The organism is Arthrobacter gyeryongensis (assembly GCF_039543785.1).
Taxonomy (GTDB): Bacteria; Actinomycetota; Actinomycetes; order Actinomycetales; family Micrococcaceae; genus Arthrobacter; species Arthrobacter gyeryongensis.
This window is the reverse complement of record NZ_BAABKK010000015.1, coordinates 267550-294333: the sequence shown is the minus strand read 5'-3', so window position 1 is coordinate 294333 and position 26784 is coordinate 267550. Positions and strand designations below refer to the sequence as shown.

General features: G+C 64.1%; 27 protein-coding genes. 3 read left to right on the top strand and 24 right to left on the bottom strand.

Features of this window, described 5'->3' with window-relative positions; genetic code table 11:
• The 4 genes from hisH to ABEA18_RS13120 all read right to left on the bottom strand — a co-directional run bounded on the left by hisH (nt 1) and on the right by ABEA18_RS13120 (nt 2991).
• The gene (gene hisH, locus ABEA18_RS13135) at nt 1–756 is read right to left on the bottom strand and encodes an imidazole glycerol phosphate synthase subunit HisH (RefSeq protein WP_345449831.1); all 756 of its coding nucleotides are present in this window, start codon (nt 754–756) and stop codon (nt 1–3) included.
• Nucleotides 753–1379 carry an imidazoleglycerol-phosphate dehydratase HisB gene (gene hisB / locus ABEA18_RS13130; protein WP_345449830.1) on the bottom strand — a complete coding sequence of 209 codons (627 nt, stop codon included), beginning with the start codon at nt 1377–1379 and terminating at the stop codon, nt 753–755. Before hisB ends, hisH begins: the two co-directional genes overlap by 4 nt.
• Before the next feature lie 42 nt (nt 1380–1421).
• A complete protein-coding gene (locus ABEA18_RS13125) occupies nt 1422–2540 on the bottom strand; it encodes a histidinol-phosphate transaminase (RefSeq protein WP_345449829.1) in 1119 nt (372 codons plus the stop codon).
• A gap of 91 nt (nt 2541–2631) precedes the next feature.
• Nucleotides 2632–2991 carry a LysM peptidoglycan-binding domain-containing protein gene (locus ABEA18_RS13120; protein WP_345449828.1) on the bottom strand — a complete coding sequence of 120 codons (360 nt, stop codon included), beginning with the start codon at nt 2989–2991 and terminating at the stop codon, nt 2632–2634.
• Between the two features lie 366 nt (nt 2992–3357).
• On the opposite strand from ABEA18_RS13120, the gene lexA reads away from it, so the two are divergent.
• Entirely contained in the window at nt 3358–4107 is a 750-nt protein-coding gene (gene lexA / locus ABEA18_RS13115) for a transcriptional repressor LexA (protein ID WP_345449827.1), read from the top strand.
• Nucleotides 4108–4146: 39 nt separating this feature from the next.
• Here lexA and ABEA18_RS13110 read toward each other — a convergent pair whose 3' ends face one another.
• Together ABEA18_RS13110 and hflX are read right to left on the bottom strand one after the other, a co-directional pair.
• The gene (locus ABEA18_RS13110; RefSeq protein WP_345449826.1) at nt 4147–6210 is read right to left on the bottom strand and encodes an ATP-dependent DNA helicase; all 2064 of its coding nucleotides are present in this window, start codon (nt 6208–6210) and stop codon (nt 4147–4149) included.
• Nucleotides 6203–7765 (bottom strand): GTPase HflX, encoded by a 1563-nt coding sequence (gene hflX, locus ABEA18_RS13105; protein WP_345449825.1) that lies wholly within the window; start codon nt 7763–7765, stop codon nt 6203–6205. Before hflX ends, ABEA18_RS13110 begins: the two co-directional genes overlap by 8 nt.
• A gap of 402 nt (nt 7766–8167) precedes the next feature.
• On the opposite strand from hflX, the gene ABEA18_RS13100 reads away from it, so the two are divergent.
• The gene (locus ABEA18_RS13100; RefSeq protein WP_236816702.1) at nt 8168–8782 is read left to right on the top strand and encodes a class I SAM-dependent methyltransferase; all 615 of its coding nucleotides are present in this window, start codon (nt 8168–8170) and stop codon (nt 8780–8782) included.
• On the opposite strand, the gene dapF is transcribed toward ABEA18_RS13100, so the two are convergent.
• The 7 genes from dapF to ABEA18_RS13065 all read right to left on the bottom strand — a co-directional run bounded on the left by dapF (nt 8763) and on the right by ABEA18_RS13065 (nt 15842).
• The gene (dapF, locus tag ABEA18_RS13095) at nt 8763–9731 is read right to left on the bottom strand and encodes a diaminopimelate epimerase (protein ID WP_345449824.1); all 969 of its coding nucleotides are present in this window, start codon (nt 9729–9731) and stop codon (nt 8763–8765) included. The genes ABEA18_RS13100 and dapF overlap by 20 nt on opposite strands.
• 31 nt (nt 9732–9762) lie before the next feature.
• Entirely contained in the window at nt 9763–10704 is a 942-nt protein-coding gene (gene miaA, locus ABEA18_RS13090; protein WP_345449823.1) for a tRNA (adenosine(37)-N6)-dimethylallyltransferase MiaA, read from the bottom strand.
• 6 nt (nt 10705–10710) lie between these two features.
• A complete protein-coding gene (miaB, locus tag ABEA18_RS13085; protein WP_345449822.1) occupies nt 10711–12339 on the bottom strand; it encodes a tRNA (N6-isopentenyl adenosine(37)-C2)-methylthiotransferase MiaB in 1629 nt (542 codons plus the stop codon).
• Nucleotides 12314–13576 carry an aggregation-promoting factor C-terminal-like domain-containing protein gene (locus tag ABEA18_RS13080; protein WP_345449821.1) on the bottom strand — a complete coding sequence of 421 codons (1263 nt, stop codon included), beginning with the start codon at nt 13574–13576 and terminating at the stop codon, nt 12314–12316. The genes miaB and ABEA18_RS13080 overlap by 26 nt, the downstream gene beginning before the upstream one ends.
• A 129-nt stretch (nt 13577–13705) precedes the next feature.
• Nucleotides 13706–14266, bottom strand: a complete 561-nt coding sequence (locus tag ABEA18_RS13075; protein WP_345449820.1) for a regulatory protein RecX — start codon at nt 14264–14266, stop codon at nt 13706–13708.
• A gap of 46 nt (nt 14267–14312) precedes the next feature.
• Nucleotides 14313–15362 carry a recombinase RecA gene (gene recA, locus ABEA18_RS13070; protein WP_234753124.1) on the bottom strand — a complete coding sequence of 350 codons (1050 nt, stop codon included), beginning with the start codon at nt 15360–15362 and terminating at the stop codon, nt 14313–14315.
• 240 nt (nt 15363–15602) lie between these two features.
• Nucleotides 15603–15842, bottom strand: a complete 240-nt coding sequence (locus tag ABEA18_RS13065; protein WP_345449819.1) for a DUF3046 domain-containing protein — start codon at nt 15840–15842, stop codon at nt 15603–15605.
• A 41-nt stretch (nt 15843–15883) separates the two neighbouring features.
• Here ABEA18_RS13065 and ABEA18_RS13060 point away from each other — a divergent pair, with 41 nt between their 5' ends.
• The gene (locus tag ABEA18_RS13060) at nt 15884–16381 is read left to right on the top strand and encodes a MarR family winged helix-turn-helix transcriptional regulator (RefSeq protein ID WP_284989330.1); all 498 of its coding nucleotides are present in this window, start codon (nt 15884–15886) and stop codon (nt 16379–16381) included.
• A gap of 166 nt (nt 16382–16547) precedes the next feature.
• Here ABEA18_RS13060 and ABEA18_RS13055 read toward each other — a convergent pair whose 3' ends face one another.
• The 11 genes from ABEA18_RS13055 to ABEA18_RS13005 form a co-directional block, all read right to left on the bottom strand.
• Nucleotides 16548–17000 (bottom strand): helix-turn-helix domain-containing protein, encoded by a 453-nt coding sequence (locus ABEA18_RS13055; protein ID WP_345449818.1) that lies wholly within the window; start codon nt 16998–17000, stop codon nt 16548–16550.
• Between the two features lie 132 nt (nt 17001–17132).
• Nucleotides 17133–17636, bottom strand: a complete 504-nt coding sequence (locus tag ABEA18_RS13050) for a CinA family protein (protein ID WP_345449817.1) — start codon at nt 17634–17636, stop codon at nt 17133–17135.
• A complete protein-coding gene (pgsA, locus tag ABEA18_RS13045; protein WP_345449816.1) occupies nt 17633–18235 on the bottom strand; it encodes a CDP-diacylglycerol--glycerol-3-phosphate 3-phosphatidyltransferase in 603 nt (200 codons plus the stop codon). The genes ABEA18_RS13050 and pgsA overlap by 4 nt, the downstream gene beginning before the upstream one ends.
• Nucleotides 18236–18244: 9 nt before the next feature.
• On the bottom strand, nt 18245–21097 hold the full coding sequence (locus ABEA18_RS13040; RefSeq protein WP_345449815.1) for an FtsK/SpoIIIE family DNA translocase: 2853 nt from the start codon (nt 21095–21097) through the stop codon (nt 18245–18247).
• Between the two features lie 207 nt (nt 21098–21304).
• A complete protein-coding gene (locus ABEA18_RS13035; protein WP_345449814.1) occupies nt 21305–22996 on the bottom strand; it encodes a ribonuclease J in 1692 nt (563 codons plus the stop codon).
• 27 nt (nt 22997–23023) lie between these two features.
• A complete protein-coding gene (dapA, locus tag ABEA18_RS13030; protein WP_345449813.1) occupies nt 23024–23935 on the bottom strand; it encodes a 4-hydroxy-tetrahydrodipicolinate synthase in 912 nt (303 codons plus the stop codon).
• Between the two features lie 86 nt (nt 23936–24021).
• Complete coding sequence (locus ABEA18_RS13025; RefSeq protein WP_345449812.1) at nt 24022–24384, bottom strand: hypothetical protein; 363 nt, start codon at nt 24382–24384, stop codon at nt 24022–24024.
• A gap of 59 nt (nt 24385–24443) precedes the next feature.
• Nucleotides 24444–24932 carry a hypothetical protein gene (locus ABEA18_RS13020; protein ID WP_236816689.1) on the bottom strand — a complete coding sequence of 163 codons (489 nt, stop codon included), beginning with the start codon at nt 24930–24932 and terminating at the stop codon, nt 24444–24446.
• Between the two features lie 4 nt (nt 24933–24936).
• The gene (dapB, locus tag ABEA18_RS13015) at nt 24937–25695 is read right to left on the bottom strand and encodes a 4-hydroxy-tetrahydrodipicolinate reductase (RefSeq protein WP_345449811.1); all 759 of its coding nucleotides are present in this window, start codon (nt 25693–25695) and stop codon (nt 24937–24939) included.
• A 52-nt stretch (nt 25696–25747) separates the two neighbouring features.
• Nucleotides 25748–25993 (bottom strand): hypothetical protein, encoded by a 246-nt coding sequence (locus ABEA18_RS13010; RefSeq protein ID WP_345449810.1) that lies wholly within the window; start codon nt 25991–25993, stop codon nt 25748–25750.
• Between the two features lie 4 nt (nt 25994–25997).
• Nucleotides 25998–26783: a hypothetical protein gene (locus ABEA18_RS13005; RefSeq protein ID WP_345449809.1), complete on the bottom strand. Its 786-nt coding sequence runs from the start codon at nt 26781–26783 to the stop codon at nt 25998–26000.
• Nucleotide 26784 lies beyond the last annotated feature (1 nt).

Below are 26784 nucleotides of genomic sequence, written 5' to 3'. Positions count from 1 at the left end.
TTAGGTGGCGCCTCCGGCCTCGGTCGCTTGCGGCTGGGTTTTTGCTTGCGGGCGCAAGCCATCGACCCAGTTACGCAGGAGCCGGGCTCCGGCGTCGCCCGACTTCTCGGGGTGGAATTGCGTAGCGCACAACGGACCGTTTTCCACGGCGGCGATGAAGCGGGCACCGTGCTCGGACCAGGTCACCTTCGGCGGAGCCATGCGGGGCTGGACGACGTCGAATTCCCACTTCTGCACGCCGTACGAATGCACGAAATAGAAACGTTCGTGCTCGACGCCGGCGAACAACTTTGAGCCTTCCGGCACGTCTACGGTGTTCCAGCCCATGTGCGGGACAACGGGCGCCGGCAGGAGTTCCACCTTGCCGGGCCACTCGCCCATGCCTTCTGCCTCGGTTCCGTGCTCCACTCCGGCCTCAAACAAGACCTGGAGCCCGACGCAGATGCCCAGGACGGGCCGACCCCCGGCAACACGACGGCCGATCATCCGGATGGCGTCTACTGCCTTGAGTTCGCGCATCACCGTTTCGAAAGCGCCGACGCCGGGGACCAGGAGCCCGTCAGCATTCAGGACATCTTCGGGCTTGGCGCTCAACGTGACTGCCGCTCCGGCACGCTCAAGCGCCCGGACCGCAGAGCGGACATTGCCCGAGCCGTAGTCAAGGACCGTTACGGTCGGTTTTCCTTCAGGCGAGATAATGCGGCTGGCGGCCTTCGGATCCACGACAGCGCCATCCTTGAGGATGTGCCTACTCACAAGGCGCCCTTGGTGGACGGAATGCCTTCGACGCGGGGGTCGGACTCAACAGCGGAGCGGAGCGCACGGGCGAACGCCTTGAACTGGGCCTCCACGATGTGGTGCGGATCCCGGCCGGCCAGGACATTCATGTGAAGGCAGATGCCGGCGTGCAGGGTGATGGCCTCGAAGACGTGGCGGGTCAGCGAACCAGTGAAGTGTCCACCGATCAGGTGGTATTCCTGGCCGGCGGGCTCACCCCCGTGAACGAGGTAAGGGCGTCCGGAAACGTCGACGACGGCGTGGGCCAGCGCTTCATCCAAAGGGACCGTGGCCTCGCCGAAGCGCCGGATGCCCGCTTTGTTACCCAAGGCAGTGCGCAGGACCTCACCGAAAGTAATGGCGACATCCTCCACAGTGTGGTGGGCGTCGATGTGGGTGTCTCCGGTCGCCTTGACGGTCATGTCGATGAGCGAATGCTTGCAGAGCGCCGTCAGCATGTGGTCATAGAACGGCACCGAGGTACTGATATCCGAGACTCCAGTGCCGTCGAGGTTGATTTCAACCAGGACGGAGGACTCGCTCGTGGCGCGTTCCATGCGTGCTGTCCGGGCGGCCGCCGTGCTGGCGCCGTTTTCGCTCATTGATGATCCTTAGGAGGAAGGAGTGGTGGGACTTGTTCAAGTCTAGGCCGGTGCGGAGACCTGGCCGTCCAGCAAGGCTTCGAGCGCCTCGAGGAAGGCGGTGGTCTCGGGCTCCGTACCGGCTGTGACGCGGAGGTGGCCCGGTATGCCGACGTCGCGGATCAGGACCCCGCGCTCCAGGAGGCCTTGCCACAGGGCATGGGGGTTTTCGATTCCGCCGAAGAACACATAGTTCGAATCCGAGGCGGCCGGCTTGAAGCCCATGCGGCTCAACTCGCTGACAATGCGATCGCGTTGGACCTTGATGTCCTCGACGTCGGCCATGAGGGCTTCGCGGTGCCGGAGCGCGGCTAGCGCGGTTGCCTGGGTGATAGCGGAGAGGTGATACGGAAGACGGACCAAACGGATCGCATCGGCGACCTCGGGGGCAGCTGCCATGTAGCCGATGCGTGCTCCGGCGAGGGCGAAGGCCTTGCTCATGGTCCGGGAGACGATAAGGCGCTCCCGGCCAGGGAGGAGCGTCAACGCACTCGGAGTGTTGTCGTGGGCGAACTCGTGGTAGGCCTCGTCCACGATCACCACGGTCTGGCTCGCCTCGCCGGCCTCGTACACGGCTTCGACGACGTCCAGCCCGAGCCCCGTGCCGGTGGGGTTGTTCGGGGAGCAGAGGAACACAACATTCGGTTTGAGCTCGCGAACCTGCGCAGCGGCCGAGGCCGCATCGAGTCCGTAGTCTTCAGCGCGAACTCCCGCGATGTATCCCGTGTCGGTTCCGCTGGCCAGCAATGGGTACATCGAGTACGTGGGCGGGAAACCGAGCGCGGTCCGGCCCGGACCACCGAAGACCTGGAGGATCTGCTGCAGCACCTCATTGGAGCCGTTGGCTGCCCAGATGTTCTCGGCCGCGAGGTCATGGCCGAGGTATTCAGCAAGGGCCTCGCGTAGTTCGGTGAACTCGCGGTCCGGATAGCGGTTCAGTCCGACGGCGGCTGCCGCTACCGCTTCGGTGATGGCTGCCTGGACATCGGCCGGCACGCCATGCGTATTTTCGTTGACGTTGAGCAGAATCGGAACATCAAGCTGCGGCGCACCATACGGGCTCAGGCCGCGGAGGTTGGTCCGGAGGGGAAGTCGGTCAAGTCGCTCAAGCTGGTCACTCACCATGACAGTTTAAGGTGCCGCGGCCGATGCCCTGAAACTGTGACGGCCCGGCACCCTTCCAGACAAGCTGCCAGCCCGGTCAGCGTTGCTATTAAGTGGCCGGAATGAACAGTTGCTGGCCCGGCACGATGTGGCCGTCCTGAAGGTTGTTCAGCTGGATAATCTCGGCAACGACGTCGCGTGGATCCCGGGAAGGCGCGGCAATTCCCGCGATCCCCCACAAGGACTGGCCCACTTGTACCGTGACGCTCGTACTCGAGGTGGGCTGCAGCTCGGCGGCGGAATCAGCAGCCTTGGCCGGCGAATTCAGAAATCCCGCCAGGCTGAGCAGCACTGCGACCACGAGCATTGCCGGGACGCCGAAGAAGACCATGCGGCCCCGGCGGGTCAGGCGAAGCCGGCCCGGTGCCGTACTGCGGCCGGACCGGTGGGTGATGGTGATTGCGGACATGAGCTGAGCCCTTCTGAACAATGCCGCGTTCCGGAATCTCTGGTTGCGGCTGCCAATTCTTGCCTTCAGTCAGTGCTTGCAGGACGGCTATTCGTTGATCTGTTCGAACGATTCGAACGAACACTCGGATCCTGCATCACTTTTATAGAACACATATTCGAACCTTGCTATGACATTTTTAGCACCTATCAACGAACGATGTCGAGACTCGCTAGAACAAATGTTTGAAAAACGCCAGTGCCTGCCCTACGTTTGAGTGAAGGAAGAGCACTGAACCAGTGCAACAGGAGGGTCTGACATTTCAGGCCGACAGTCCCGGCAGGCGCCTCAGGCCGAACGGGCGGAACGGAAAGGGCGTTGGCGAACATGGCAGCGAAAGCCAATGGCAGCGGGCCGGCCTCAGCGCGGAGCCAGCAGCCGCAGAAGGCCCCCAAGAGCCTGACCGTCCGCCAGAAGAAAATCCTGGAGACCATCCAACGTTCGGTGAACGATCATGGCTATCCGCCGTCGATGCGCGAAATCGGGGACACCGTCGGCTTGGCGAGCCTGTCCAGCGTCACGCACCAGCTGTCACAGCTCGAGAAGCTCGGCTATCTTCGTCGCGATCCCAAGCGCCCGCGTGCAATGGAAGTCCTCATGCCGTTGACCCTCGACGGCGGCTCTGTCATACCCGGGGTTGAATCGCCGGCGAAACTCCGCAGCGCGGGCGGACTGGCCGTCACGGAACTCGCGAGTGCCAGTGACACGGCCATGGTCCCCCTCGTCGGACGCATTGCTGCCGGTGGACCCATCCTGGCGGACCAGACCGTTGAAGACGTACTGCCTCTGCCCCGCCAATTGGTAGGCCATGGCGAGCTCTTCATGCTGAGAGTCGCCGGTGATTCCATGATCGACGCCGCAATCTGCGATGGAGACTGGGTGGTGGTACGGCGTCAGAACGACGCACTCAACGGTGACATCGTGGCCGCACTCCTGGACGACGAAGCGACCGTCAAGACGTTCCGGCAACGGGACGGCCACACGTGGCTGCTCCCCCAGAACACGCAGTACGAACCCATCCTCGGCGACCACGCCACCATCATGGGCAAAGTCGTCTCGGTCCTGCGCTCCCTTTAGGACGCGCCCGCCCAGGACGGGTCCTTGAGCAAGCGCGCCTTAAGCCTTGGCTGACTCGGCGTAAAGCCGTTCGAGCGCACCCCGCACCACGGAACGGTCCGTGGTGGGCCAGAAGGGCGGCAACGCTGCCCTGAGGAAATTGCCGTAGCGCTCCGTCGAAAGCCGTGAATCCAGGACCGCCACGACGCCTTTGTCCCCCGTTGAGCGAATGAGGCGACCGGCGCCTTGGGCCAGCCGGATGGCGGCGTGCGTCGCCGAAACTGCCATGAAACCATTTCCCCCGGCCTGCGCCACGGCGCGTGACCGTGCGGTCATCAGGGGATCGTCCGGACGAGGGAACGGTATCCGGTCAATCACTACCAGCCGGCATGAACCGCCCGGAACGTCAACGCCCTGCCAAAGGGACATGGTGCCGAACAGGCACGTGTCTTCCTCCTCGGCAAATTGCCTGACCAACGCGGCCATGGTCGATTCGCCTTGGCACAGGATGTCCACGTCCAGCCGTGAGCGCATCGCCTCCGCGGCTTCCTCAGCCGCCCGTCGGGAAGAGAAGAGGCACAAGGCTCCGCCGTGCGAGGCCTTGATGAGCTCTTCAAGTTCGTCGAGGGCTTCGGGCGAGGTGCCGCGCCCCGGCTTGGGCAAGTGCTTGGCGACGTACAGCATGCCTTGCTTCGGGTAGTCGAAGGGCGAGCCTACATCCACGCCGGTCCAGCTGGGGGCGCCTTGGCCAGTCAGGCCCAGTCCTCCGGCTGTGGCCTCGAATGCAGAGCCGATAGCCAAGGTGGCGGAGGTCAACACCACGGTATGGCCCGCGAAGAGCCCTTCCCGGAGGCGTCCGGCAACGCTCAGTGGTGCGATATTGATGAGAGCAGGCGAATCCTCGTCGGGCGCTGTGTAGCCCTGTTGCGGATCAAAGGTACTGTTCCGGGAGAGCCACACGACTTCCCGGTTTTCCCGGGCTGAGAGCAGCCGTTCGCACAGCTCGAGGATCAACATCAGCCGGGAGCGCGCGAGCTGGCGTCCGCCGTCGACCGTATTGGACGAATCTCCCTTCGAGTCGGAAAGCGCTGCACGGCAGGCTTCCCGGAGCTGGTCCACGCAATCAAGTTGTTCGTCATTGAGCCCGTTGGGCAGGAGGCCCGAGGGCGCGCCGATGATCGCGAGTTCCAAGCGGTCCGCGGCGGCGTTCAGGGCGTCCACAGTGATGGCCGTGTGTTTGCGGGCACTCGAGGCAGCGGCATGGATCATCGCGACGGACAGCTGCCCGGACACAGCCCCGGTCACGCGGTCCTGGAGCTCGTGGGCCTCGTCCACCACGACAACGTCGTATTCGGGCAGCACGGCCAGGCCTTCGAAGGCGCTGACGGCGAGCATCGCGTGATTGGTGACCACGACGTCGGACTCCGCGGCACGGTGGCGGGCCAGCTCGCTGAAGCACTCTTCGGCCATGGGACACTTCTGCGCCCCGAGACACTCCATCGATGTGACGGATACTTGGCGCCAGGCCCGGTCCGTCACGCCCGGCATCAGTTCGTCCCGGTCCCCCGTCGTGGTCTTGCCGGCCCACTCGCGAAGCCGCAGGACTTCCTTGCCGAGCTGCGAGGCAGGCCCGCCGATGGCTGCGGCGAGATGCGGAACGCTCGTGTCCTCGCCGAGGGAGAACAACTGCCCCTCAGACGGCTCCTCGCTGGGGAACCCGCCCTCGAGCTTGTGCCGGCACACATAGTTGGCCCGGCCCTTGACCAGGGCGATGCTGACCGGGCGCTCCAGCTCAGGATTGATGCTTTCCAGGAGCCGGGGCAAATCCCGGCCTACGATCTGGGTCTGCAAGGCGAGGGTGGCCGTGGATACGAGCGTGGGCTTGTTGCTCTCCATCGCGTGCGCAATCAGCGGAATCAAGTACGCGAGAGACTTGCCCGTGCCCGTGCCAGCCTGGACCAGGAGGTGTTCGCCGGTCTCGATCGCCCGTGCCACCTGCCTGGCCATCTGGTGTTGGCCCGTGCGGTTCTGTCCGCCCATGCCGGCAACGGCTTTGTCGAGGAGTTCGAGGGCGGTCCGTTCCCCCACGGTTTCGCCGCGCTCCCCCGCCTCAGGATCAACCATTGTTGACGAACGACTCCAACTCGGCTGCCAGGTTCTCATGGACCATGGCCACCACGCGGGTGCCCTCCTCCTCATGCTCAAGGCTCAGGATTTCGGCATCGGTGTTGTGCAGCTTGTTGATGAGCTCACCCCGGTTGTACGGAATCAGAACCTCAAGGCGCACGCCAGGGCGCGGGATGGCTTCGCTGATGGCTCCAAGGAGTTCGGCAATGCCCTGTCCTGTGCGGGTGGACACGACGACGTGGCGGGGCTCTTTTTGCTTGAGCCGCTCCACGACAAACGGATCCGCGACGTCCGCCTTGTTCAGGACAATGATTTCCGGGATCTTCCGGGCATCCACTTCGCTGAATACCGTGCGGACAGCCGCGATCTGGCCTTCCGGATCGGGATGCGAAACGTCCACCACGTGGAGGATCAGATCGGCGTCGGCCACCTCTTCCAGCGTGGAGCGGAAAGCCTCCACGAGCTGGGTGGGCATCGAGCGCACGAAGCCGACGGTGTCCGAGAGGGTGTAGCCGATCCCGTCAGGCGTCTGGGCCTTCCGGACCGTGGGATCCAGGGTGGCGAACAACGCGTTCTCCACGAGGACACCGGCATCCGTCAGGCGGTTGAGCAGGGACGACTTTCCGGCGTTCGTGTAACCGGCGATGGCGACCGAAGGAACGGCATTACGACGGCGGTTGGCGCGCTTGGTCTCGCGCGATGGCTTCATCGCGGCTATTTCACGCCGTAGCTTGGCCATCCGCGTGCGGATTCGCCGGCGGTCCAGTTCGATCTTGGTTTCACCAGGACCACGGGAACCCATACCGGCGCCGGCACCACCCACCTGGCCACCGGCCTGGCGGGACATGGAATCGCCCCAACCACGCAGGCGCGGCAACAGGTATTCCAGCTGTGCAAGCTCAACCTGGGCCTTGCCCTCGCGGCTCTTGGCATGCTGCGCGAAGATGTCGAGGATCAAAGTGGTGCGGTCCACCACCTTGACCTTGACGATGTCCTCAAGGCCACGCCGCTGGGATGGAGCCAGTTCGGCGTCGACCACCACGGTGTCCGCGCCGGTGGACATCACAATGTCCTTGAGCTCGATGGCTTTGCCGGAGCCGAGGAACGTTCCGGGGTCCGGCTTCATGCGGCGCTGGACGATCCCGTCCAGGACTTCCGAGCCGGCCGTTTCGGCCAGGGCGGCAAGTTCCCTCAGGGAATTCTCGGCGTCGGCCAGGGTGCCTTCGGTCCAGAGGCCCGCCAGCACGACGCGCTCAAGGCGCAGCTGCCGGTATTCGACCTCGGTGACATCTTCAAGTTCCGTGGACAGACCCGCAGTACGGCCCAAGGCCCGGCGCTCGGCCAGATCCTCTTGATCGCCGTCGTAGATGCTGTGTTCTTCGTCCAGACGGGAAATCGCCTGGGCCTTGCCAAACACGCCCCGGGGTTCGTCGCGGTCCTGGACTATGGCAGGTGCGTCCTTGGAGAGAATCCGGTCGATGACAGCCTGGATTTCTTCAGGACTCATGTCCTGGGCGTCGGAATCGGGTCCGGTGTTCTTCTGCGTGGTCATGGTCTCCTTTAGGGGGTTCGGCATTTCCAGAATAGTGCCGATTCGTCTCTTGTGGCGCGGAATTCGCGCAGGGCTGATGCCTGGCAAGGCTCGGCCGATGGTCTGGGCTCTCCATCCGGAACGGTCTGCGCGGATTGCGTGCACAGATCCCAGGAGGGGAAGGGGACGATCTGCTGAGTGTCCAGTCGTCAAGAAGCAACGTCTGGAACGGACATGCCAAGGCGGAATGGCGCTGCAATGAAGCAGGCCTGCGTCGCGGGCGGTGCCGGCTACTCGGAGTCGGTTACTCGGAGATCAAGAACATGCGCATCAGACTATCAGACCCCGTCAAGCCCAGGTTGGACCGGTTTGTCGCGGTGCGCGGTTTCCCTTGCCCGCCGCTGGCCACTAATCTGGCAAGCTATGGAGTCTGCTCACTATTTCAGCGCACAGCCCGCGGGGCCGTTCACCCGCAAGCCCCTCACGGTGGAACTGGCCGGCGCGACCCGCCGGCTCCAGACATCGGGCGGCATCTTCAGCCCCGACGGGATCGACAAGGGAACAGCGATCCTGCTTTCCGAGGTTCCACCGCCGGCACCGCAGGGAAATCTGCTGGACATCGGCTGCGGCTGGGGTCCCATTGCGTTGACGATGGGGCTGATGGCGCCGCACGCGCGCGTCCACGCGGTTGATGTCAACGAGCGTTGCGTCACCCTGACCAACGAGAACGCCGCCCTGCTGGAGCTCGGGAATGTCACTGCGAGCCTGCCCGACGATGTCGACCCTGCCGTGATGTTCGACACCATCTGGTCAAACCCGCCCATCCGCATCGGCAAGGATGAACTCCACAATCTGCTGCTCAGGTGGCTGCCGCGTCTCGCTCCGGGTGGAAACGCCTGGCTTGTGGTGCAGAAAAACCTTGGAGCGGACTCGCTTCAGCGTTGGCTGGCCGATACCCTCGACGGTTCCTTCTCGATATCCCGGGAAAGTACGTCGAAATCCTTCCGCGTTCTGCGGATCAGGAAAGCGTCCCGCTAGCGACAATCACGGCGGGGCCGCTGAGCTCCACGTGTTCACGGCCGCTTTCTCCCGGGAAGAACCGCACGCCGACGACGCCGCCCGGCACCTTGACGCGCCATGTGTCGGGAGCGCCTTCCCCGGCCCAGTGGCGGATGGCGACGGCGGCCGCGCAGGCACCAGTGCCGCACGACTGGGTCTCGCCGACGCCGCGTTCGTGGACCCGCATGGTGATGTTGCCTATGCCGTCGTGAACGAGGGGCTCCGCGGGAACCACGAATTCGACGTTGGTGCCGTTGGTCGGCTTGGGATCAACGACGGGCGCCTTGAAGAGCTGCGTGGATTTGAGCTCGGACAGTTCAGCCAATGCCACTACAGTGTGCGGGTTGCCCATGCTGACAGAAAGGGCAGGCCGGGCGACTTCCAGCCCGTCGGCGCTGACGAGGGAGTCCATGGCCTTGCTGGTGGCATCCTTGGGGAAAATGAACTCCCAAGGACCCATGTCCACCGCAAAGCCCTCAGCGGTCCGGACAATCTTCTTGATGCCGCCACGCGTCCCGATGGTCAGGGATTCACCGGCGTTGAGCGTGACAAGGCCCTGCTCGATCAGGAATTGGACGAAGACGCGGACGCCGTTGCCGCACATCTCGGACAGCGAACCGTCGCCGTTGCGGTAGTCCATGAACCACTCGGCATCGGAGTCTGCTTCGAGCAGCTGGAGGCCTTCGGACAGAAACCGTGAAGGGACCGCCCGGATGAGCCCGTCCCCGCCGATGCCCACGTGGCGGTCACAAAGCGCTGCGACCTGCTCCGGGGAAATCTGGTGCGCGTCTTCGGGGTCCGCGATGAGGACGAAGTCGTTGCCCGTACCGTGCCCCTTGGAGAAGGCCAGGCCGTGAAGACCGGATGCGGGTACGGCACCGCCGGCAGCGGCAGGCTGCGGGGCGGAAAATGCAAGGGTTTCATCCATGGCTCAAGGCTACCTGCACTAAGGGTTGCGCCTAAATCACCGACGCCGGGCTCGCGCAAATTTCTGCCGCTTTGGCCACCAAATCCGGATCCTGCCAGTCAAGCCAATGGATCCGGGGGTCCGCCCGGAACCAGGTGAGCTGGCGGCGGGCGAATTGCCGGGTGGCGACGATGGTTTCTTCAGCCGCGGTAGCCGCGTCGGACTGGCCGTCGAGGACCCGGAGGAACTGGGCATATCCGAGCGCCCGCGATGCTGTCTTGCCTTGCCGCAGTCCGGCGGCGTCCAGCCGCGCGACTTCTTCAAGAAGTCCCGCGTCGACCATCCTCAGGACGCGCTCGGCCAAACGCTCGCGCAGTACTCCGCGGTCGACGTCGAGCCCTATCTGCACGGCCGGCTGGAAGTACTCTCGCTTCGGCATGAACGAGCTGAACGGGCGCCCCGTGAGCTCGAAGACTTCCAGCGCGCGGATGACGCGGCGTGCGTCACCGAGCCTTCCGGCGGACACGGGGTCGACGCGCTGCAGACGTTCCTGGAGGCCTGGAAGACCGGATGTCTCGTGCTCCAGCTCCAGCCGTTGCCGTACGCCGGGGTCCGTGCCGGGAAATTCCAGGACATCCAACGCTGCCCGGACATAAAGGCCGGAGCCGCCCACCAGAATCGCCCTCTTGCCGCGGTGATGAATATCGCGAATGGCGGCTCGGGAGTCGGCCTGGAAAGCAGAGACGCTCGCTTCCTCGGTGACATCCATCGTGTCCAGGAGGTGGTGGGGCACTCCCCTGCGTTCAGGGACGCTGATCTTGGCTGTGCCGATATCCATTCCACGGTAGAACTGCATGGCATCGGCGTTGATGACCTCGCCGTCGATCGCGAGGGCGAGCTGGACGGCGAGATCGGACTTACCGGAACCGGTGGGTCCGACGACGGCGATCACGGGCGGATTCGGATCCGCTGATCCGGCCGATACTGCTGTCATGCCGGGCTAGCCGCGCCGCACGGGAAGCGACGGCATGCCAAGGGAGACGCCCTTCAGGCTGCCGGACCCGGCGCCCCCGGCGCCCGGTGCCGGAGCGCCACAGGAATCGGCCTGCGAACGGTCCCAAGCGTCGCCGGCACGAGAGCGCCTCAAGCTGTAGTCCGCCGTCGTCGCCGGATCGGAGACGAGGTGGAAGGCAGCAGCCCCGGTGATCGTCACGGTGACGAAGTCGCCGGGCCTCGGGGTCTCTGCGCCCTCGGGCACGGAGAAGTGGACCAGCCGCTGGTCCTGGGAGCGGCCGGACAAGCGATGCGTTTCTTCTGCCTTGCGTCCGGACTGGGCCGTGACCAGGAGTTCAACCCGGCGTCCGAGCTGTTTCGCGTTCTCCTCGGCCGCGATGCGGTCCTGGAGGGCGGTCAGCCGCTCATAGCGTTCCTGGACAACGGCCTTGGGGAGCTGTTCCGGAAGCTCCGCGGCGGGGGTGCCCGGGCGCTTGGAGTACTGGAAGGTGAAGGCTGAGGCGAAGCGCGACTTCTCGACGACGTCGAGCGTGTCTTGGAAGTCCTCTTCGGTCTCCCCGGGGAAGCCCACGATGATGTCGGTGGTGATCGCGGCGTGGGGAATCTTGTCACGGACCTTGTCCAGGATGCCCAGGAACTTGGTGGAGCGGTAGGAGCGGCGCATGTCCTTGAGGACCTTGTCCGAGCCGGACTGGAGTGGCATGTGCAACTGCGGCATGACGTTGGGGGTCTCGGCCATCGCGTCGATGACGTCGTCAGTGAAGGCAGCCGGGTGCGGGCTCGTGAAGCGGACACGTTCGAGGCCCTCGATGTCACCGCAGGCGCGGAGCAGTTTGGAGAAAGCCAGGCGGTCCCCGAATTCCACGCCGTAGGAGTTCACGTTCTGGCCGAGCAGGGTGACCTCGACGGCGCCGTCGTCCACCAAGGCCTGGATTTCGGCCAGGATCTCGCCGGGACGGCGGTCCTTTTCCTTGCCGCGGAGCGACGGGACGATGCAGAACGTGCAGGTGTTGTTGCACCCGACGGAGATGGAAACCCATCCCGAGTACACGGAGTCACGCTTGGTCGGCAAGGTGGACGGAAAGACGTCGAGCGATTCCAGGATTTCGAGCTGTGCCTCGTTGTTGTGGCGGGCCCTGTCCAGCAACGCCGGGAGCGCCCCCACATTGTGGGTGCCGAACACGGCATCCACCCACGGAGCCTTGCGCACGATGGTTTCGCGGTCCTTTTGCGCCAGGCATCCGCCCACGGCGATCTGCATGCCCGGATGGGCAGCCTTGACCTGCTTGAGCTCCCCGAGGTTGCCGTAAAGCTTGTTGTCGGCGTTCTCACGGACTGCGCAGGTATTGAAGACCACGACGTCGGCGACGCCGCCCTCGAAGGGTACGTATCCTGCATCCTCCAGGAGTCCTGCCATGCGCTCGGAGTCATGGACATTCATTTGGCAACCGAAGGTGCGGACCTGGTAGGTGCCCTTTGCACCCTGCTCGGACGCGGGCTCGCTGACAGGGCCCGGAGCGGGCTGCTGAATGGGGGCTGGTGCTGGTGCTGCGGAAGGGGAACTCACCAATCTAGGGTAGCCCCTCGGACTAGTACCAGTTGAAGCCCATCTCATGCTGCCAAGCGTTGCAGGGCGAACCGTAGCGGTCGCGGATATAGCCTAGGCCCCAATCGATCTGTGTCCGGTAGTTGCTGAGCCAATCGCTGCCTGCCGAATAGTACTTGTCCGGCGGCAGCGCCTGCGCAACTCCGTAGGCACCGCTGCTGGGATTGGTGGCATCTGTCATCCAGCTTGATTCCTGGGTCCACAGCTGGGACAGGCACTGCATTTGGTCCTGGCCCCAGCCGTAGGCGCCGAGCCGGGAGGACGCATATTGCCGTGCACCTGCGGGGTCGTTGACGACGTTTCCTCCGCCACCGCCTCCCCCGCCTACGAAGCCGCCGCTGTTGTTGCTACTGCTGGCGCCTCCGCCGCTGCTGATGGGGGGCTGGACGGCTTGCTGCTGCGCCGCCCGCTGGTTGGCTGCCGCCAGGGCGTCGGCTTCAGCCTGGCGCTGTGCCGCCTCCCTCTTGGCCTCCTGGGCAGCCTGATAAGCGGCAAGCGCCACCTGGCCGTCTTGGTATTTCTGCGCGACTGCAGCAGAAGTGGACGTCAAGGACGCGAGCTGGGCGACCATGGTCTTTCGCTGGCCGTCCGTGGCGGCAACACTGTCTTCGGCGGCGCGCCTCGCAGACTCCGCGGCCTGGGCCTTTGCCGCGGCGTCACTGTCCAACTGGGCCAAGACATCGCGGGCAGCTTGTTCCTGCGCCGTTGCCGCGGCGGATGCCTGGGAAGCGCTCAGCGCGTCATCGTGCAGCTTCGCCGTACGATCGAGGACCTTGTTCAGCAAGGCGAAATTTTGAATATTGTCCGGTGCGATGGCGGCATTCGCTAGGGACCACGGCCCAGGATCGAAGCCGCCCGACTCGTATGCCTTGACCACCAGGGAGGAAGTGGCCTTCTTCAGTGAATCCGCTTTTGCCTTCGCCTGTTGGGACGCCTCAGCCAGTTTCTGCGTGACTGCCTGCTGATGCTGCAGGGCGTCATGGGCCTTCGCGTATTCAGTTCCCGCCTTGATGGCTGCCGCCCCGAGCTCGCCGGACTTCTGTTGAAGGCTGGCCAATAACTGGTTGATGCGGTCCACTTCGGCGCTTGCGGCGGCTTCGTTCCCTTGGGCCTGCTGTACCTCTGCCCAACTGGGGTACCCCGACGGCGGGGCATCGTCGTCCGCGGAAGCCGGGCCTGCTTGGAGAAGCGACGCGACAAGCAAGGGCACAATGATTGCCGAAAGCCGTAACGACAACGGATTCATTGGATCTGACCTGCTTCCCGACTCGGAACACTAGTCCAGAACCCTAGCCGAAGACCGCCAAGAAGCCATCCCTCCCCGCCGCCCGGGACAATACTCACAGGCAGCTCTCAGTTACGCCGGCGACGCCGCCTAGCCGATGTCGCCTGCTTCACCACCACCGCGCACCCCTGCACCGTGGGACTCCGCGTCCCCCGACGATGCTTCGTCCAGGACCTCGCCGACAATCCGGAACGCCGCCGATGGTTGGTAGCCCTTACGGGCAAGCATCGACGCGAGCCGCCGGGTTTGCTTGTCCCGCTCGGTCCTGTCGGAGAGGTCTGTTCCGGCCCTCAAACGGCGGGCGACCAGGTCCCTGGCAGCGTTCCGCTCGTCGTCATCGCTCACTTGCGCGAGCGCTTTCTCGGCCGTTTCAGCGTCGATGCCTTTGTCTGCTAATTCGCGTCTCAAGGCACCCCGGGCGAGTTTCCTCGACTGCGCACGGCTGCGGACCCACATCTCCGCGAAGTCGGCGTCATCAATGAGCCGAACTTCCTCGAAGCGATCCAGAACGGCTTCAGCCACGTCTTCCGGCACATTCCGTTCAGCCAGTTTGCGCGCAAGCTGAAACCTGCTCTTGGGAGAATTGGTCAGTTGACGGAGCACAATGGCCCGTGCAACTGCTTCCGGATTGGCTTCAAGGTCTGCTGCCACGGACGAATCCGCAGACGGACCCCAGGACCGGGAGTGGCCCTCGCGCTTAGCCGTCAACGGCCTTCAGCTTCGGCGATTTCTCGGCTTCGGCAGGCTTGACTACTCCGACGCCAAGCTTTTCCTTGATGAGCCGCTCGAGGTCCGCTGCCAGCTCCGGGTTGTCGCGCAGGAAGCGGCGGGAGTTCTCCATGCCCTGCCCAAGCTGGTCACCGTCGTAGGTGAACCATGAACCGGACTTCTTGATGATGCCGTGCTCGACGCCCATATCGATGATGCCGCCCTCACGGGAAATGCCCTGGCCGTAGATGATGTCGAACTCCGCGATCTTGAAGGGCGGAGCCATCTTGTTTTTGACGATCTTGGCCTTGGTGCGGTTACCTACAGAATCCGCGCCTTCCTTCAGCGTCTGGATGCGTCGGACGTCGATGCGGATGGAAGCGTAGAACTTCAGGGCCTTACCACCGGTAGTGGTTTCCGGGGAACCGAAGAAAACGCCGATCTTCTCACGGAGCTGGTTGATGAAGATAGCAGTCGTCTTCGTCTGGCTCAGGCGGCCGGTGATCTTACGAAGGGCCTGGCTCATGAGACGGGCCTGGAGGCCGACGTGGGAATCGCCCATTTCGCCTTCGATTTCAGCGCGGGGAACCAAGGCGGCGACGGAGTCGATCACGATGACGTCCAAGGAGCCTGAGCCGATCAGCATGTCCATGATCTCGAGCGCCTGCTCACCCGTATCCGGCTGCGAAACCAGCAGGGCGTCTGTATCGACGCCCAGTTTTGCAGCATACTCGGGATCGAGGGCGTGCTCGGCGTCGATGAATGCCGCGATGCCGCCCTGGCGCTGGGCGTTGGCCACAGCGTGAAGTGCGACGGTGGTCTTACCCGAGGATTCCGGACCGTAGATTTCGACGACACGGCCACGAGGCAGCCCGCCAATACCAAGAGCGACATCCAAGGCGATGGAACCAGTGGGAATAACTTCGATGGGCGCCCGGACTTCGTCCCCAAGGCGCATGACCGAGCCCTTGCCGAATTGCTTGTCGATCTGGGCTAGCGCTGCCTCGAGCGCCTTCTCACGATCCTGATTTGCCGCCATGGTTCACACCTCTGATGCTTTCTCGCTGTGGACTGGCCTGAACGGCCGCTTTCCTGTCTCATCCGACGCTAGTACCTGCCGCTGACAATTTTGTGTGCGACTTCGCCTATGTGGACAACTACGGGTGTCGAAAGACACGGAAACCGCTCCGCCAGGATCAATTTTCCTCTGAATGGAGCATAGCCTCATCCGAACAGATATTCGAACAAATTTGCGGGCGTGTCCGCCAGGAACCGGAACTCAGAACGTTCCGGAGCCCTTGTCTGCGGGCTTGATGTCCCTGCCGAGCCGTCGCTCCGGAGGAACGTCCTGGACGTCGCACAGGGCAAGCCAAACGTCGCGGGGGCTGTAGCCCGCTGCCAAGGCATCGTCTGCCGTGCGGCCGCCGACGCCGGCCAATACAAGGGAGCTACTGAGGACCCGGGAGTAGCCAGCCCCGAATTCATCGTCCATCAGCCGCCAGAAGTCACTGATCCGCACCAATAGAGTCTCTCATGGGAGCGGACTCTAGAATGGTTGTCATGAGCAACACTCCCGACGACGCGCCAGAGATGGTGGAGGTTGGCGACAACGTCGACGCCGCCCTCCAGCAGGTTGAACACCAGCTGAGCATGTTCTGGCGACGCGCACGATCGCTGTCCCACCAGTTATCCCGCCAGGTCCATCCCGACATGGAGCCGGCTGCCTACGGACTGCTGACGATCATCCGGAAAGAGGGGCCAATCCGCCTAACGGAGCTCGCCTCGTGCATCGGCGTCGGGAAGCCGTCGGTGAGCCGCCAGATCGCGTTCCTGGAGAGCATCGGCATGGTCTACAAAGAGGCCGACCCCCAGGATGGCCGCGCACAGTCCATCCGGCTCACCCCCAAGGGGGAAGAAAAGATGCACCAGGTCCAAGACGCACGCCGGCAGGTGTTCCGGGAGCGCCTGGGTGAGTGGCCTTTGGAAGAAATCCAGACGCTGGCGGACTACATTGAACGGCTCAACGCTGCCTACGGCGAAGGAATCGGCAAGGACTGACCGCGCCAAGCCCACAAGAGACCAAAGAAGGAGGGCCTCCATATGGAGGCCCTCCTTCTTGCTTCAAGCATGTGCCGATGTTTCGGCGCAGACGTTTCGGCGCAACGGGATCCCGCAGCGAGGGCTGAACCTCACGCCGCCAACTGCGTGCCGGCGCCCGGTCCGCCTAGCGGGCTCCGGAGAGCAGGCCTTGGGTGAAATCGTCGTTCAGTTCGGCGCTCAGCTCGCGGTCAAGATCGCGGCCATAGCGCTGCGCAAATTCCTGCGGGACGGTGTCCGGAACAGCGACGCCTTCGGCGACGGCAACCCGGTCACTGACTTCGCGGAGCATGCCGGACAACGGAACGTCCAGAGCCGAGCAGATCGAGGACAGCAGCTCTGAGGATGCTTCCTTCTGGCCGCGCTCAACTTCGCTCAGGTAACCAAGGGAAACGCGGGCGCTGTGTGAGACTTCGCGGAGCGTACGGCCCTGGCGCTGGCGGACGTCCCGCAGGACATCACCAATTTCGTGACGCAGAACAACCATTTTGCGCTCCTTCTGTTCGCTCGGTGCCTTCTCGGCCAAGCCCACATCCTTCCAGCGGACAACGCCGTTTACGGATACGGGCTGCTTAACCATCTGTATCGCCTTGCTCCCTCGTGAGTCCGGTTCACCTTGCCGGTGTACCGGTTGTTTTTTACATCCTAGGCGCCCCGGCCATTCCGGGGCGACACAATGTAACAACTATTGGGCCGCTGTTTTTGTTCCCGGCTACTTTACGTGCGGTAGGTCGGCATGGACAAGGCACTCCAGCAAGCGCTCCAGTGCAGCTGCTGTTGCCTGCGCACGGATACTTGGCCGATCTCCCGGAAAGGAGTAGGCATGCGCTGTGGCTCCGCCCTGCGTGGCCACGCCAATGAAGACCGTGCCAACCGGCTTCCCGTCGTGCGGCAAAGGCCCCGCAACCCCCGTAGTGGAGACCCCGACGTCGGCCCCGCATGCGTGCCTGGCACCGTCGGCCATGGCCGCAGCCACCTCTGCGTCGACGGATCCGACCGCGGAAAGCAGCTCTTCGGAGACCCCCAGGATTCCGGCCTTGACCGCGTTCTGATAGGCGACCACCCCGCCCTGGAGCATGCCTGACGCCCCTGGAGTATCAGCGAGGGTGGCGGCAACCATCCCGGCGGTCAGGGATTCCGCGGTAGCCACAGTGATGCCCCGCTCGATGGCGAGAGCGACGGCGGACGCGGCCACCTCATGAGCGGCGGGGCTCATGCGCGCTTGCCGGCCGCGCGAAGTTTTGCGGCTTCAATCACGTATTCGACGCCGGTCCACACCGTGATGACGAGGGCGACGGTCATGACCCAGAAGGCCACGCTGAGGAGCCACGGAGCGAAAGAATTCAGCGGCAGGATGTAAAGGAAGATGGCGACAGTCTGGACGACGGTCTTCAGCTTGCCGCCACGCGAGGCCGGCATCACTCCATAGCGGATGACGAAGAAGCGCAATGCCGTGATGCCCCATTCGCGCACGAGGATGAGGATGGTGATCCACCATGGCAGCTCTCCCAGCGCCGAGAGGAGAACAAGTGCCGAGCCGATCAGCAACTTGTCGGCAATCGGGTCCGCGATCTTGCCGAAGTTGGTGACGAGGTTGCGGCTTCGGGCGATGTCGCCGTCGAGCTTGTCCGTATAGATCGCCACGGCGAAGGCCACCACGGCGGCCCAGCGCCAGAGGCCGTGCTGGCTGTTGTCCTCCAGAAGGAACCAGACGAAGAACGGAACCAGGACAATTCGGAGCATCGTCAGGATGTTGGGCAGATTCCAGATATCGGAGCTGCTGGAACCGGCTTTGCTGCCGTCGGATGTAGTCACCCCTCTAGGCTACCGTCCGGTCAATGACCAGGCGTCTTCGCCGCCCTCGTCTTGGTCCTCGATACCATCTGCGCCGTCGTGGTATTCCGTGACCTGCTTGCGGCGCTCGAGATCGGTGGCCACGAGGTCCTCTGCGTAGCCGCCGACCGCGATGTTCGCGTTCGCGTTCTCGCTCAGGGCGGCCGTGTGCGCGTCGGGCGTGGCCGGAGCGTCCTGGCCCTTCATGGCCGCAAGCACGGGAGCGAGGTCGTCGGGCTTGACCAGGACATCGCGGGCCTTGGAACCCTCGGATGGACCCACGACGCCGCGCGACTCCAGCAGGTCCATGAGGCGGCCGGCCTTGGCAAAGCCGACACGGAGCTTGCGCTGCAACATCGACGTGGAGCCGAACTGGGTGGTGACCACAAGTTCGGTGGCCTGAAGCAGGACTTCAAGATCGTCTCCGATGTCGTCGTCGATCTGCTTCTTCTGCGCCTCGGGCGCGACGTCGTCACGGTAGACGGCCTTGAGTTGTCCCTTGACGTGTTCCACTACCCGGTGGATTTCGGACTCCGTAACCCAAGCGCCCTGCACGCGCATCGCCTTGGAGGCGCCCATGGGCAGGAAGAGCGCGTCACCCTGGCCAATGAGCTTTTCCGCGCCGGGTTGGTCCAGGACCACCCGGGAGTCGGTGACAGAGGACGTGGCGAACGCCATACGGGAGGGGACGTTCGCCTTGATCAGGCCGGTGACGACGTCGACGGAAGGACGCTGGGTGGCCAGGACCAAGTGGATGCCGGCAGCACGGGCGAGCTGGGTGATGCGGACAATCGAGTCTTCGACGTCGCGTGGGGCCACCATCATGAGGTCGGCGAGCTCGTCCACGATCACCAGCAAGTAAGGGTAGGGCTTGATGATGCGCTTGGAGTCAACCGGTGGAACGACCTTGCCAGCGCGGACAGCCTTGTTGAAGTCATCGATGTGCTTGAAGCCGTAGTTGGCGAGGTCGTCGTAGCGGGCGTCCATTTCGCGCACTACCCACTGAAGTGCCTCGGCAGCTTTCTTGGGGTTCGTGATGATGGGCGTGATGAGGTGCGGAACACCCTCGTACGCGGTCAGTTCGACGCGTTTGGGGTCCACCATGACCATGCGGACCTCGTCGGGCGTCGCGCGCATCAGGATCGATGTGATCATGGAGTTCACGAACGACGACTTACCGGCACCAGTAGCACCCGCCACGAGCAAGTGGGGCATCTTGGCGAGGTTCGCGACAACGTAGCCGCCCTCGACGTCCTTGCCGACGCCCATCACCATGGGGTGGTCGGTCCGCCTCGCGTTCTGGCTGCGCAGGACATCGCCGAGGGACACAGTTTCGCGGTCCGTGTTGGGGATCTCGATGCCGATGGCCGACTTGCCCGGGATGGGGCTGAGGATACGTACGTCACTCGATGCAACGGCGTAGGAAATGTTCTTGGACAGGGCCGTGACGCGCTCCACCTTGGTGCCGGAAGCAAGTTCGATCTCGTAACGGGTCACGGTTGGCCCCCGGCTGAAGCCGGTGACAGTGGCGTCCACGTTGAACTGTTGCAAGGTGTCCGTCAGGGCGGCCACGACGGCGTCGTTCGCTTCCGTGCGTTCCTTCGGGATGGAACCGGGCGTCAGGTTGTCCGAGGACGGCAGGGTGTAGGTGACGTCCCCGGCAAGCGAAAGTTGCTCGGTGCGCTGCGGGATCGGCGTCGGGGGTGGTGGCGGACTGACGGGCGCCGAAGGCACGATGACCGGGGGGACGACGGCGGTTGGCACGACCAGTGGGATCGCTTCGGTCGCGTTGTCCGCAACCGCCTTCGGGCTTCCAAGTCCCTGCGCGGCTTTGATCTTCTCGACGGCGATTTCGGCCTGCGTCGGCCTCCGAACCCCGGGCGGAACTGCCGGCCCGCCCTTTGCGGGAGGGGCGTCGTCGTCGACGATTGCGTGTTCGAAGGCCTCGTCGCCGACATAGCCCTCAAGCGTGGGGTCGTCGTCGTGATCCTTGCCGAAGAAGCGCTTCCGTCGCTTCTTCTTTGGTTCAACGGCCGCTTCGTTTTCGTAGAGGTAGCTGCGGTCGTGGGAATCGCCGCGCTGCGCGTCGGCATCCACCAAGTCAACGCCCATGAGGTGCTCGTAGGCGCCGCGTATACGCCGGGGTATGGCGCCGAACGGCGTGGCCGTGACAATCAGGAGGGAGACGAACGCCAAGGCGCCGTAGACGATGACAGGCACTGCGGGGTGGATGGCGGCAAGAGGCGAGGCTGCGAGGAAGCCGAGCATCCCGCCCGCGCGCCGGAGGCCTTCGAAGCCATCGGCGACAGTCGGCTGACCCCCGATGATGTGGGCCAGTCCTGTGCCGGCGAACGTCATGATCAGGAAGCCGATGCCCACGCGGTTGTTGCCACGGCTGTCCCACGGCTGCCGGAAGAGCCGGAAAGCGCAGACGAAAAGCATGAGCGGAAGAAGCAGGGATACCCAGCCGAAGGTTCCGTTGACGATGCTGTAGACAACGTCCGGGAACCAGCCTTTGAATCCCCACCAGGCGAAGGTTGCTATGAAGACACCGAGGGCCAGGTTGAAAAGCGCGGCGCCATCCCGGCGGTCCGCGGGATCAAGGTCACTGACGTCGTAACCGATCCGGCGGACGCCCGCGCCCACCACGTGCCCGATTCCCAGCCAGACGCCGGCAAGCGCGCGCAGGATCCACGGCTGTTGGGGTTCGACGACGGTGGCTTGCTTGCCGCGGGCCGTGCCTGTGCCGCTCCGGCCGGTCTTAGCCGGGGTCCGGCCGCTGCCTGAGCCGCCGGATTTGCTATTGGAGCTGCCTCTAGGCGCGGAGGTAGTACGAGTCGCCATATTGGCCACGCTACCCCAACCCGTCCGGAAACCCGCGGATTTCAGGGGCACGGAGGAACCATGTTGCCCCTCCTGGACATTCTGCGGACCCGGTATTGAGGCGAGCCCGGCCTGAAACACGAACGGCCCGGTTCGCTTGAACCGGGCCGTTCGGAGCCTGACACCGATGCCTGTGCCGGCGCCGCCTGCAGGCCTATGCCTCCGGGATTAAGCTTCCAAGACCAACGGGATGATCATGGGGCGCCGGCGAAGCTTGCGGTTGACCCACGTGCCGATCACACGACGCACCACTTGCTGGAGCTGGTGGGTGGTGTGTTCCGCGTGGTGGAGCACTGCGTCTTCGAGGGCTGCGTTGATCTTGGGGATAATCTCGTCAAAGACGGAATCGTCCTCGGCTACGCCGCGGGCGTGGATTTCCGGGCCCGAGACGATCTTGCCGGTGGTCCGGTTGATAACGGTGATAACGGAGATGAAGCCCTCGTCGCCGAGGATCCTGCGGTCCTTGAGGTCGGCGTCGGTGATTTCACCCACGCTGGAGCCGTCCACATAAACGAAGCCCACTTCCACCTGGCCCACCACATTGGCTTTGTGGTCCCTGACGTCAATGACCGTGCCGTTGTCGCTGAGGATAACTCGGTCCGATGGGACGCCGGAGTCCTCCGCCAGGTTGCCATTGGCGATGAGGTGCCGCATTTCGCCGTGCACGGGCATCGCGTTGAGGGGCTTGAGGATGTTGTAGCAGTAGAGCAGTTCGCCCGCAGCGGCGTGGCCGGAGACGTGCACTTTGGCGTTGCCCTTGTGCACGACGTCGGCGCCAAGCTTGAGCAGCCCATTGATGATCCGGTAGACAGCATTCTCGTTGCCCGGGATGAGGCTCGAGGCCAGAATGACGGTATCGCCCTGACCGACCACCACGCGGTGGTCACCGTTGGCCATCCGGGACAAGGCCGCCATGGGTTCACCCTGTGAGCCCGTGGACATGAGGACCACCCGGTGGTCCGGAAGGTTGTCGATGTTCTTGATATCCACGAGGATTCCAGGCGGGACGTCAAGGTAGCCCAGTTTCGCGGCGATAGCCATGTTGCGCACCATGGAACGGCCCACGAAGGCGACATTGCGGCCATGCTTGGCGGCGGCGTCGAGCACTTGCTGGACCCGGTGCACGTGCGAGGAGAAGGACGCAACGATGATGCGCTTCTTGGCTTGGCCGAACAAGCGGTCCAAGGTGGGACCGATTTCCTTTTCCGCGGTGGTGAAGCCAGGGACGTCCGCGTTGGTGGAGTCGGCCATGAACAGGTCCACCCCTTCTTCGCCGAGTCGGGCGAAGTGGCGCAGGTCCGTGATGCGGCCGTCCAGCGGCAATTGGTCCATCTTGAAGTCGCCCGTATGCAGCACGTTGCCGCCGGCGGTGCGGATGAAGACGGCCAAGGCATCCGGAATGGAGTGGTTGACGGCAACGAATTCGCATTCGAAGGGGCCGAACTGCTCCGCCTGTCCTTCGGCGACCGTGAGCGTGTACGGCTTGATCCGGTGTTCCTGGAGCTTGGCCTCGACGAGGGCAAGCGTCAGCTGGGAGCCGACCAACGGCAGGTCCGGACGCAGGCGAAGAAGGTACGGCACAGCGCCGATGTGGTCTTCGTGGCCGTGCGTCAGGACGATGGCAACGACGTCGTCCAGCCTGTCCTCGATGTAGGAGAAATCGGGCAGGATCAGGTCAACACCCGGCTGGGTCTCTTCGGGGAAGAGCACGCCGCAGTCAACTACCAGCAGCTTGCCGTTGATTTCGAAAACGGCCATGTTGCGGCCGATCTCCCCCAGCCCGCCAAGGGGCACAATCCGGAGTGTTCCCTGCGGAAGTTTGGGCGGGGTGACAAGTCCGGGAAGGGCGGTTTGGGTCATAATGCGCTACTTTCCGGCGGAATCGTTCTAGACAGTGAAGTCCATTCCAGCTTCCGCCAAGTCCTCGCGGATGATTGCGATCTCGGCGGTGTCCGGCTCCACGAGGGGCAAACGGACAACCGAGTTGGGCAGGACTCCCTGCCATTTAAGAATTTGTTTGGCGGCAACGGCGCCTTGGACCCGGGTCATGGTTGCGCGGATCACGGGCTCGAGTTCGAAGTTGATCTTGCGTGCCGTGCCAAGGTCGTTCGCGTTGATGGCGTCGATGAGCTCACGGAAACGGCGGGTAACGACGTGGGTGGTGACGCCAATCAGGCCTACCGCACCCATGGCCATCCACTGGAGGGTCAGGCCGTCGTCCCCCGAGTAGAAGAGGAGGTCGGTTTCGGCCATGACGCGGGTGGCCGCGGCGAAGTCGGCTTTGGCATCCTTGACCGCAACGATGTTGGGGTGGGCGGCCAGGCTGATCATGGTCTCCGGCGTGATCTGGATGGAGGAGCGTCCGGGAATGTCATAGAGCATGACGGGGAGCTCGGTGGCGGACGCGATGGCCTCGAAGTGGGCGCGGACGCCGGCCTGGCTCGGCTTGTTGTAGTACGGAGTGACGATCAAGAGTCCGTCGACGCCGAGCTTCGCGGCTTCCTGGGAGAGGTGCACCGAGTGCGCAGTGTCGTTGGTTCCGGTTCCCGCGATGATGGCCGCGCGACCGCCTACGGCATCCTTGACGGCGCGGAACATGCCAAGGTTTTCCTCATCGGTGAGCGTGGATGTCTCCCCGGTTGTTCCGGTGACGACCAAGCCATCGCAGCCGTCGTCAACAAGCTTGACTGCCAGTTCCGCTGCCTGCTTGTAGTCAACTTCGCCGTCCTTGGTGAACGGGGTGACCATGGCGGTCAGAAGGGTACCGAGAGCAGGAACGTTCGCACGAGAGTCAGACATATGAAAAACGTTACCCTGTCAGCTCCGGGTTAGGAGAATGGGGCCCGCGTGATTGTCGTCAAATTCAACGAAATGGGAGCAAGGCCTCAGGCTGAAGCGTCGCTATGGCGCCCGGGCTTGGCCGGCGCCTCCGGCGAGCAATACAGCGCAACCGCTGACTCCCGCAAGCGGTCCGCCCACGCTCCCAGCCGCTGGGCGGCCCGCACATAGTCGAACAATTCAACGGGGGTCAACGATTCGAGGTCAGCCTCCTCGAGCCGCCTGGCGAGTTCGGCGCCCGGCTGCTGTTCGCCCAGAACGGTTCCCTCGCGCCTCCACTGCACATCCTCAGGCGGCTCGCCCGCCACAAGCTGCCGGAAGAGGAAATCGACGACGCCCGGGCTCATCGCCTTCATGGGCCCATCCAGGCCTTGGGGATAGCCGTTCGGCCGCTTCGAAGGATCGTTCATGCAGCCATGGTATTCGAACATATATTCGAATACAAGGTGTGTTTCCTTAGCGACAGCCGCTACCGCTCCGCTGCGGTGGGCTCAGTGCGGAAGAGGCGCACGGCGTCGCGCATGGATTCCCTTGCGCGCTTGCGGTCGCCCGCGGCATCGTAGGCGCAACTGAGCCGGAACCAGGAACGCCAGTCCTCGGGGGCGGCCTCGGCCTCCACGCGGTACTTCTCAAACTCGGCGTCCGCGGCGGCACGCACGATGCGGCCTCCCGGTGTGCGGGGCAAGTTGTCCACGGGCAGCCCGCCTTCGGCTTCGAGCACCTTCGCCATCTTCTCCGTGCGCGCACCGAACACAAGCTCGCGGATCAGCGCCCACGCTCCGATGATGGGAAGCACCAAGTAGGCAGCGCCGATTCCCTTGGCTACCAGGTTCGCGTCACTGAGCAGCAGTATCGAGCGCTCGAAGGTGACCACGAGGTAAAGAACCAACAACAAGGTGACGGCACCCACCCAGATCTTGGTGCGGTTCTGCTTGAATGCGTTCCAGAGCGAGCCCATGCGCCTACAGCCCCAGATCCAGATAGCCGTCCAGGCCGACCGTCAGCCCGGGGTGGGACGCCACATTGCGCAGACCCAGCAACACGCCGGGCATGAAGGACGCCCGGTCGAAGGAATCGTGGCGTATGGTCAGCTGCTCTCCCGGCCCGCCGAGGAGCACTTCCTGATGTGCCACGAGTCCCCGCAAGCGAACGCTATGGACTCGGACACCATCTACATCGCAACCACGGGCACCGTCAAGGGCGGTGTTCGTGGCATCCGGGCTAGCCGGGACGCCGGCTTCTTCGCGGGCGGCGGCAATGAGCTGGGCCGTGCGGACGGCTGTGCCCGAGGGAGCATCAACCTTGTTCGGGTGGTGCAGCTCGATGATTTCCACCGATTCGAAATACTTGGAAGCCTTGGCGGCGAAGGCCGAGGCAAGGACGGAGCCGAGGGCGAAGTTGGGGGCGATCAGGACGCCTGCCTCCGGGTTCGCCGCAAGCAAGTCCCGCAGCGTCGCGAGCCGCGCGGCGTCCCAGCCGGTGGTGCCGACAACAGCGTGCATGCCGTGTTCGACGGCGAAACGGACGTTCGCTTCGGTGCTGTCCGGAACGGTCAGGTCCACGACATACTTCGCGCCGGCGTCGAGCAGGGTATCAAGGGAATCGCCGCGGCCGAGCGCCGCGACGAGCTTCATGTCGGCGGCTGCCTCCACCGCTTTGACGGCTTCGATACCCATGCGGCCCTGGGCGCCGAGCACGGCGACAGCAAGTTGTTCGGTCATGCCCTTAACCCTACCGGGCTGCGCGCCGGGGATTTTCGCCGGTGGTTCACTCCTAGTCGCGGGATGAAGCGGCAGATCGCGGCCGTACTAGCTTTCGAAGGCCCAACACGATCAGCCCCAAAACCGAGCCAGCAACGACTGCGAGGATGAGCATGGCAACGATTGGAATCACCAGGGAATCGGCGCCGATCTCTTCCTGGGCCGCCTCGAGCCCCGGGATGCTGATTGCGATAACGAGCGCCGCCACCACCAGCGAGGGCACAAGGAACCAAAGCCACGATCGGGTCTTCTTGGACATGGGATCACTTTCCTTTCAATCGCAGGGCAGCGAGAAGAAGCACTCCGCAGGACCAAATCGCAAGAAGCAGGAGCGCTCCCCAGGGCCCGAGGTTGTCCCCTGGCTCGGGGGTGGTGCTGATCGCTTGCCCGACCAGTATCCCGACGGTGATATTCGCTACTGCCGTAGCGCCCTGCACCCCGCTCAATCCGGCGATGAGGAGCGTGATCGGCGCAAGCCAAAAAACGGTGATGATGACGATCGCAGCGACCGTGGCTGAGCGCACTGCGTACCCGAGGCCTGCGCCGAAGCATGAAGCGAGCACGACCGTAGCGATCGAACGCACTACCCCTCCGAGGGAGTCAAAAGAGAAGGGCGCAGGTGTCCCGCCCGACACGGCAGCGAACACGCCGACCATGAGCATGGCGAGCAACGCAAGCGCGGCCGCGACCCCGCTGTACCCGAGTGCGCTCGCCGCAAGGAGCCGTCCGCGGCGCGGGACGAGCAACATTCGAAAACCGATCGCTCCCGTCTGGTAATCGCGGCCAACGCCGATTGCCGCAGCCAGAGCTGCCACGAACGCGAAGATGTCGATCCCGGCCGTCGCGATACCTGTCAGATCCGGTGCCGACGAAGACACCTTTCGATAGATCGCTTGTCCAACGCCGAGCGCGAGCGGCACGGCTACTCCAAGCGACAGCACGGCTACAGACGTTCGGGTCCGGATGATCCGGGCCGTCTCTGCAAACACGAGGTCGGCCGGCCGTTGCGCGTCTTGCCGGCGAGCGATTCGGATGGGTGGGCGCGGCATC

Coding starts and splice junctions, on each gene's coding strand:
- hisB (WP_345449830.1), bottom strand. CDS start 1,379: ATGAGCGAAAACGGCGCCAGCACGGCGGCCGCCCGGACAGCACGCATG.
- ABEA18_RS13120 (WP_345449828.1), bottom strand. CDS start 2,991: ATGTCCGCAATCACCATCACCCACCGGTCCGGCCGCAGTACGGCACCG.
- lexA (WP_345449827.1), top strand. CDS start 3,358: ATGGCAGCGAAAGCCAATGGCAGCGGGCCGGCCTCAGCGCGGAGCCAG.
- ABEA18_RS13110 (WP_345449826.1), bottom strand. CDS start 6,210: ATGGTTGATCCTGAGGCGGGGGAGCGCGGCGAAACCGTGGGGGAACGG.
- hflX (WP_345449825.1), bottom strand. CDS start 7,765: ATGACCACGCAGAAGAACACCGGACCCGATTCCGACGCCCAGGACATG.
- ABEA18_RS13100 (WP_236816702.1), top strand. CDS start 8,168: ATGGAGTCTGCTCACTATTTCAGCGCACAGCCCGCGGGGCCGTTCACC.
- dapF (WP_345449824.1), bottom strand. CDS start 9,731: ATGGATGAAACCCTTGCATTTTCCGCCCCGCAGCCTGCCGCTGCCGGC.
- miaA (WP_345449823.1), bottom strand. CDS start 10,704: ATGACAGCAGTATCGGCCGGATCAGCGGATCCGAATCCGCCCGTGATC.
- miaB (WP_345449822.1), bottom strand. CDS start 12,339: ATGAGATGGGCTTCAACTGGTACTAGTCCGAGGGGCTACCCTAGATTG.
- ABEA18_RS13080 (WP_345449821.1), bottom strand. CDS start 13,576: ATGAATCCGTTGTCGTTACGGCTTTCGGCAATCATTGTGCCCTTGCTT.
- recA (WP_234753124.1), bottom strand. CDS start 15,362: ATGGCGGCAAATCAGGATCGTGAGAAGGCGCTCGAGGCAGCGCTAGCC.
- ABEA18_RS13060 (WP_284989330.1), top strand. CDS start 15,884: ATGAGCAACACTCCCGACGACGCGCCAGAGATGGTGGAGGTTGGCGAC.
- ABEA18_RS13055 (WP_345449818.1), bottom strand. CDS start 17,000: ATGGTTAAGCAGCCCGTATCCGTAAACGGCGTTGTCCGCTGGAAGGAT.
- ABEA18_RS13050 (WP_345449817.1), bottom strand. CDS start 17,636: ATGAGCCCCGCCGCTCATGAGGTGGCCGCGTCCGCCGTCGCTCTCGCC.
- ABEA18_RS13040 (WP_345449815.1), bottom strand. CDS start 21,097: ATGGCGACTCGTACTACCTCCGCGCCTAGAGGCAGCTCCAATAGCAAA.
- ABEA18_RS13035 (WP_345449814.1), bottom strand. CDS start 22,996: ATGACCCAAACCGCCCTTCCCGGACTTGTCACCCCGCCCAAACTTCCG.
- dapA (WP_345449813.1), bottom strand. CDS start 23,935: ATGTCTGACTCTCGTGCGAACGTTCCTGCTCTCGGTACCCTTCTGACC.
- ABEA18_RS13025 (WP_345449812.1), bottom strand. CDS start 24,384: ATGAACGATCCTTCGAAGCGGCCGAACGGCTATCCCCAAGGCCTGGAT.
- ABEA18_RS13020 (WP_236816689.1), bottom strand. CDS start 24,932: ATGGGCTCGCTCTGGAACGCATTCAAGCAGAACCGCACCAAGATCTGG.
- dapB (WP_345449811.1), bottom strand. CDS start 25,695: ATGACCGAACAACTTGCTGTCGCCGTGCTCGGCGCCCAGGGCCGCATG.
- ABEA18_RS13010 (WP_345449810.1), bottom strand. CDS start 25,993: ATGTCCAAGAAGACCCGATCGTGGCTTTGGTTCCTTGTGCCCTCGCTG.
- ABEA18_RS13005 (WP_345449809.1), bottom strand. CDS start 26,783: ATGCCGCGCCCACCCATCCGAATCGCTCGCCGGCAAGACGCGCAACGG.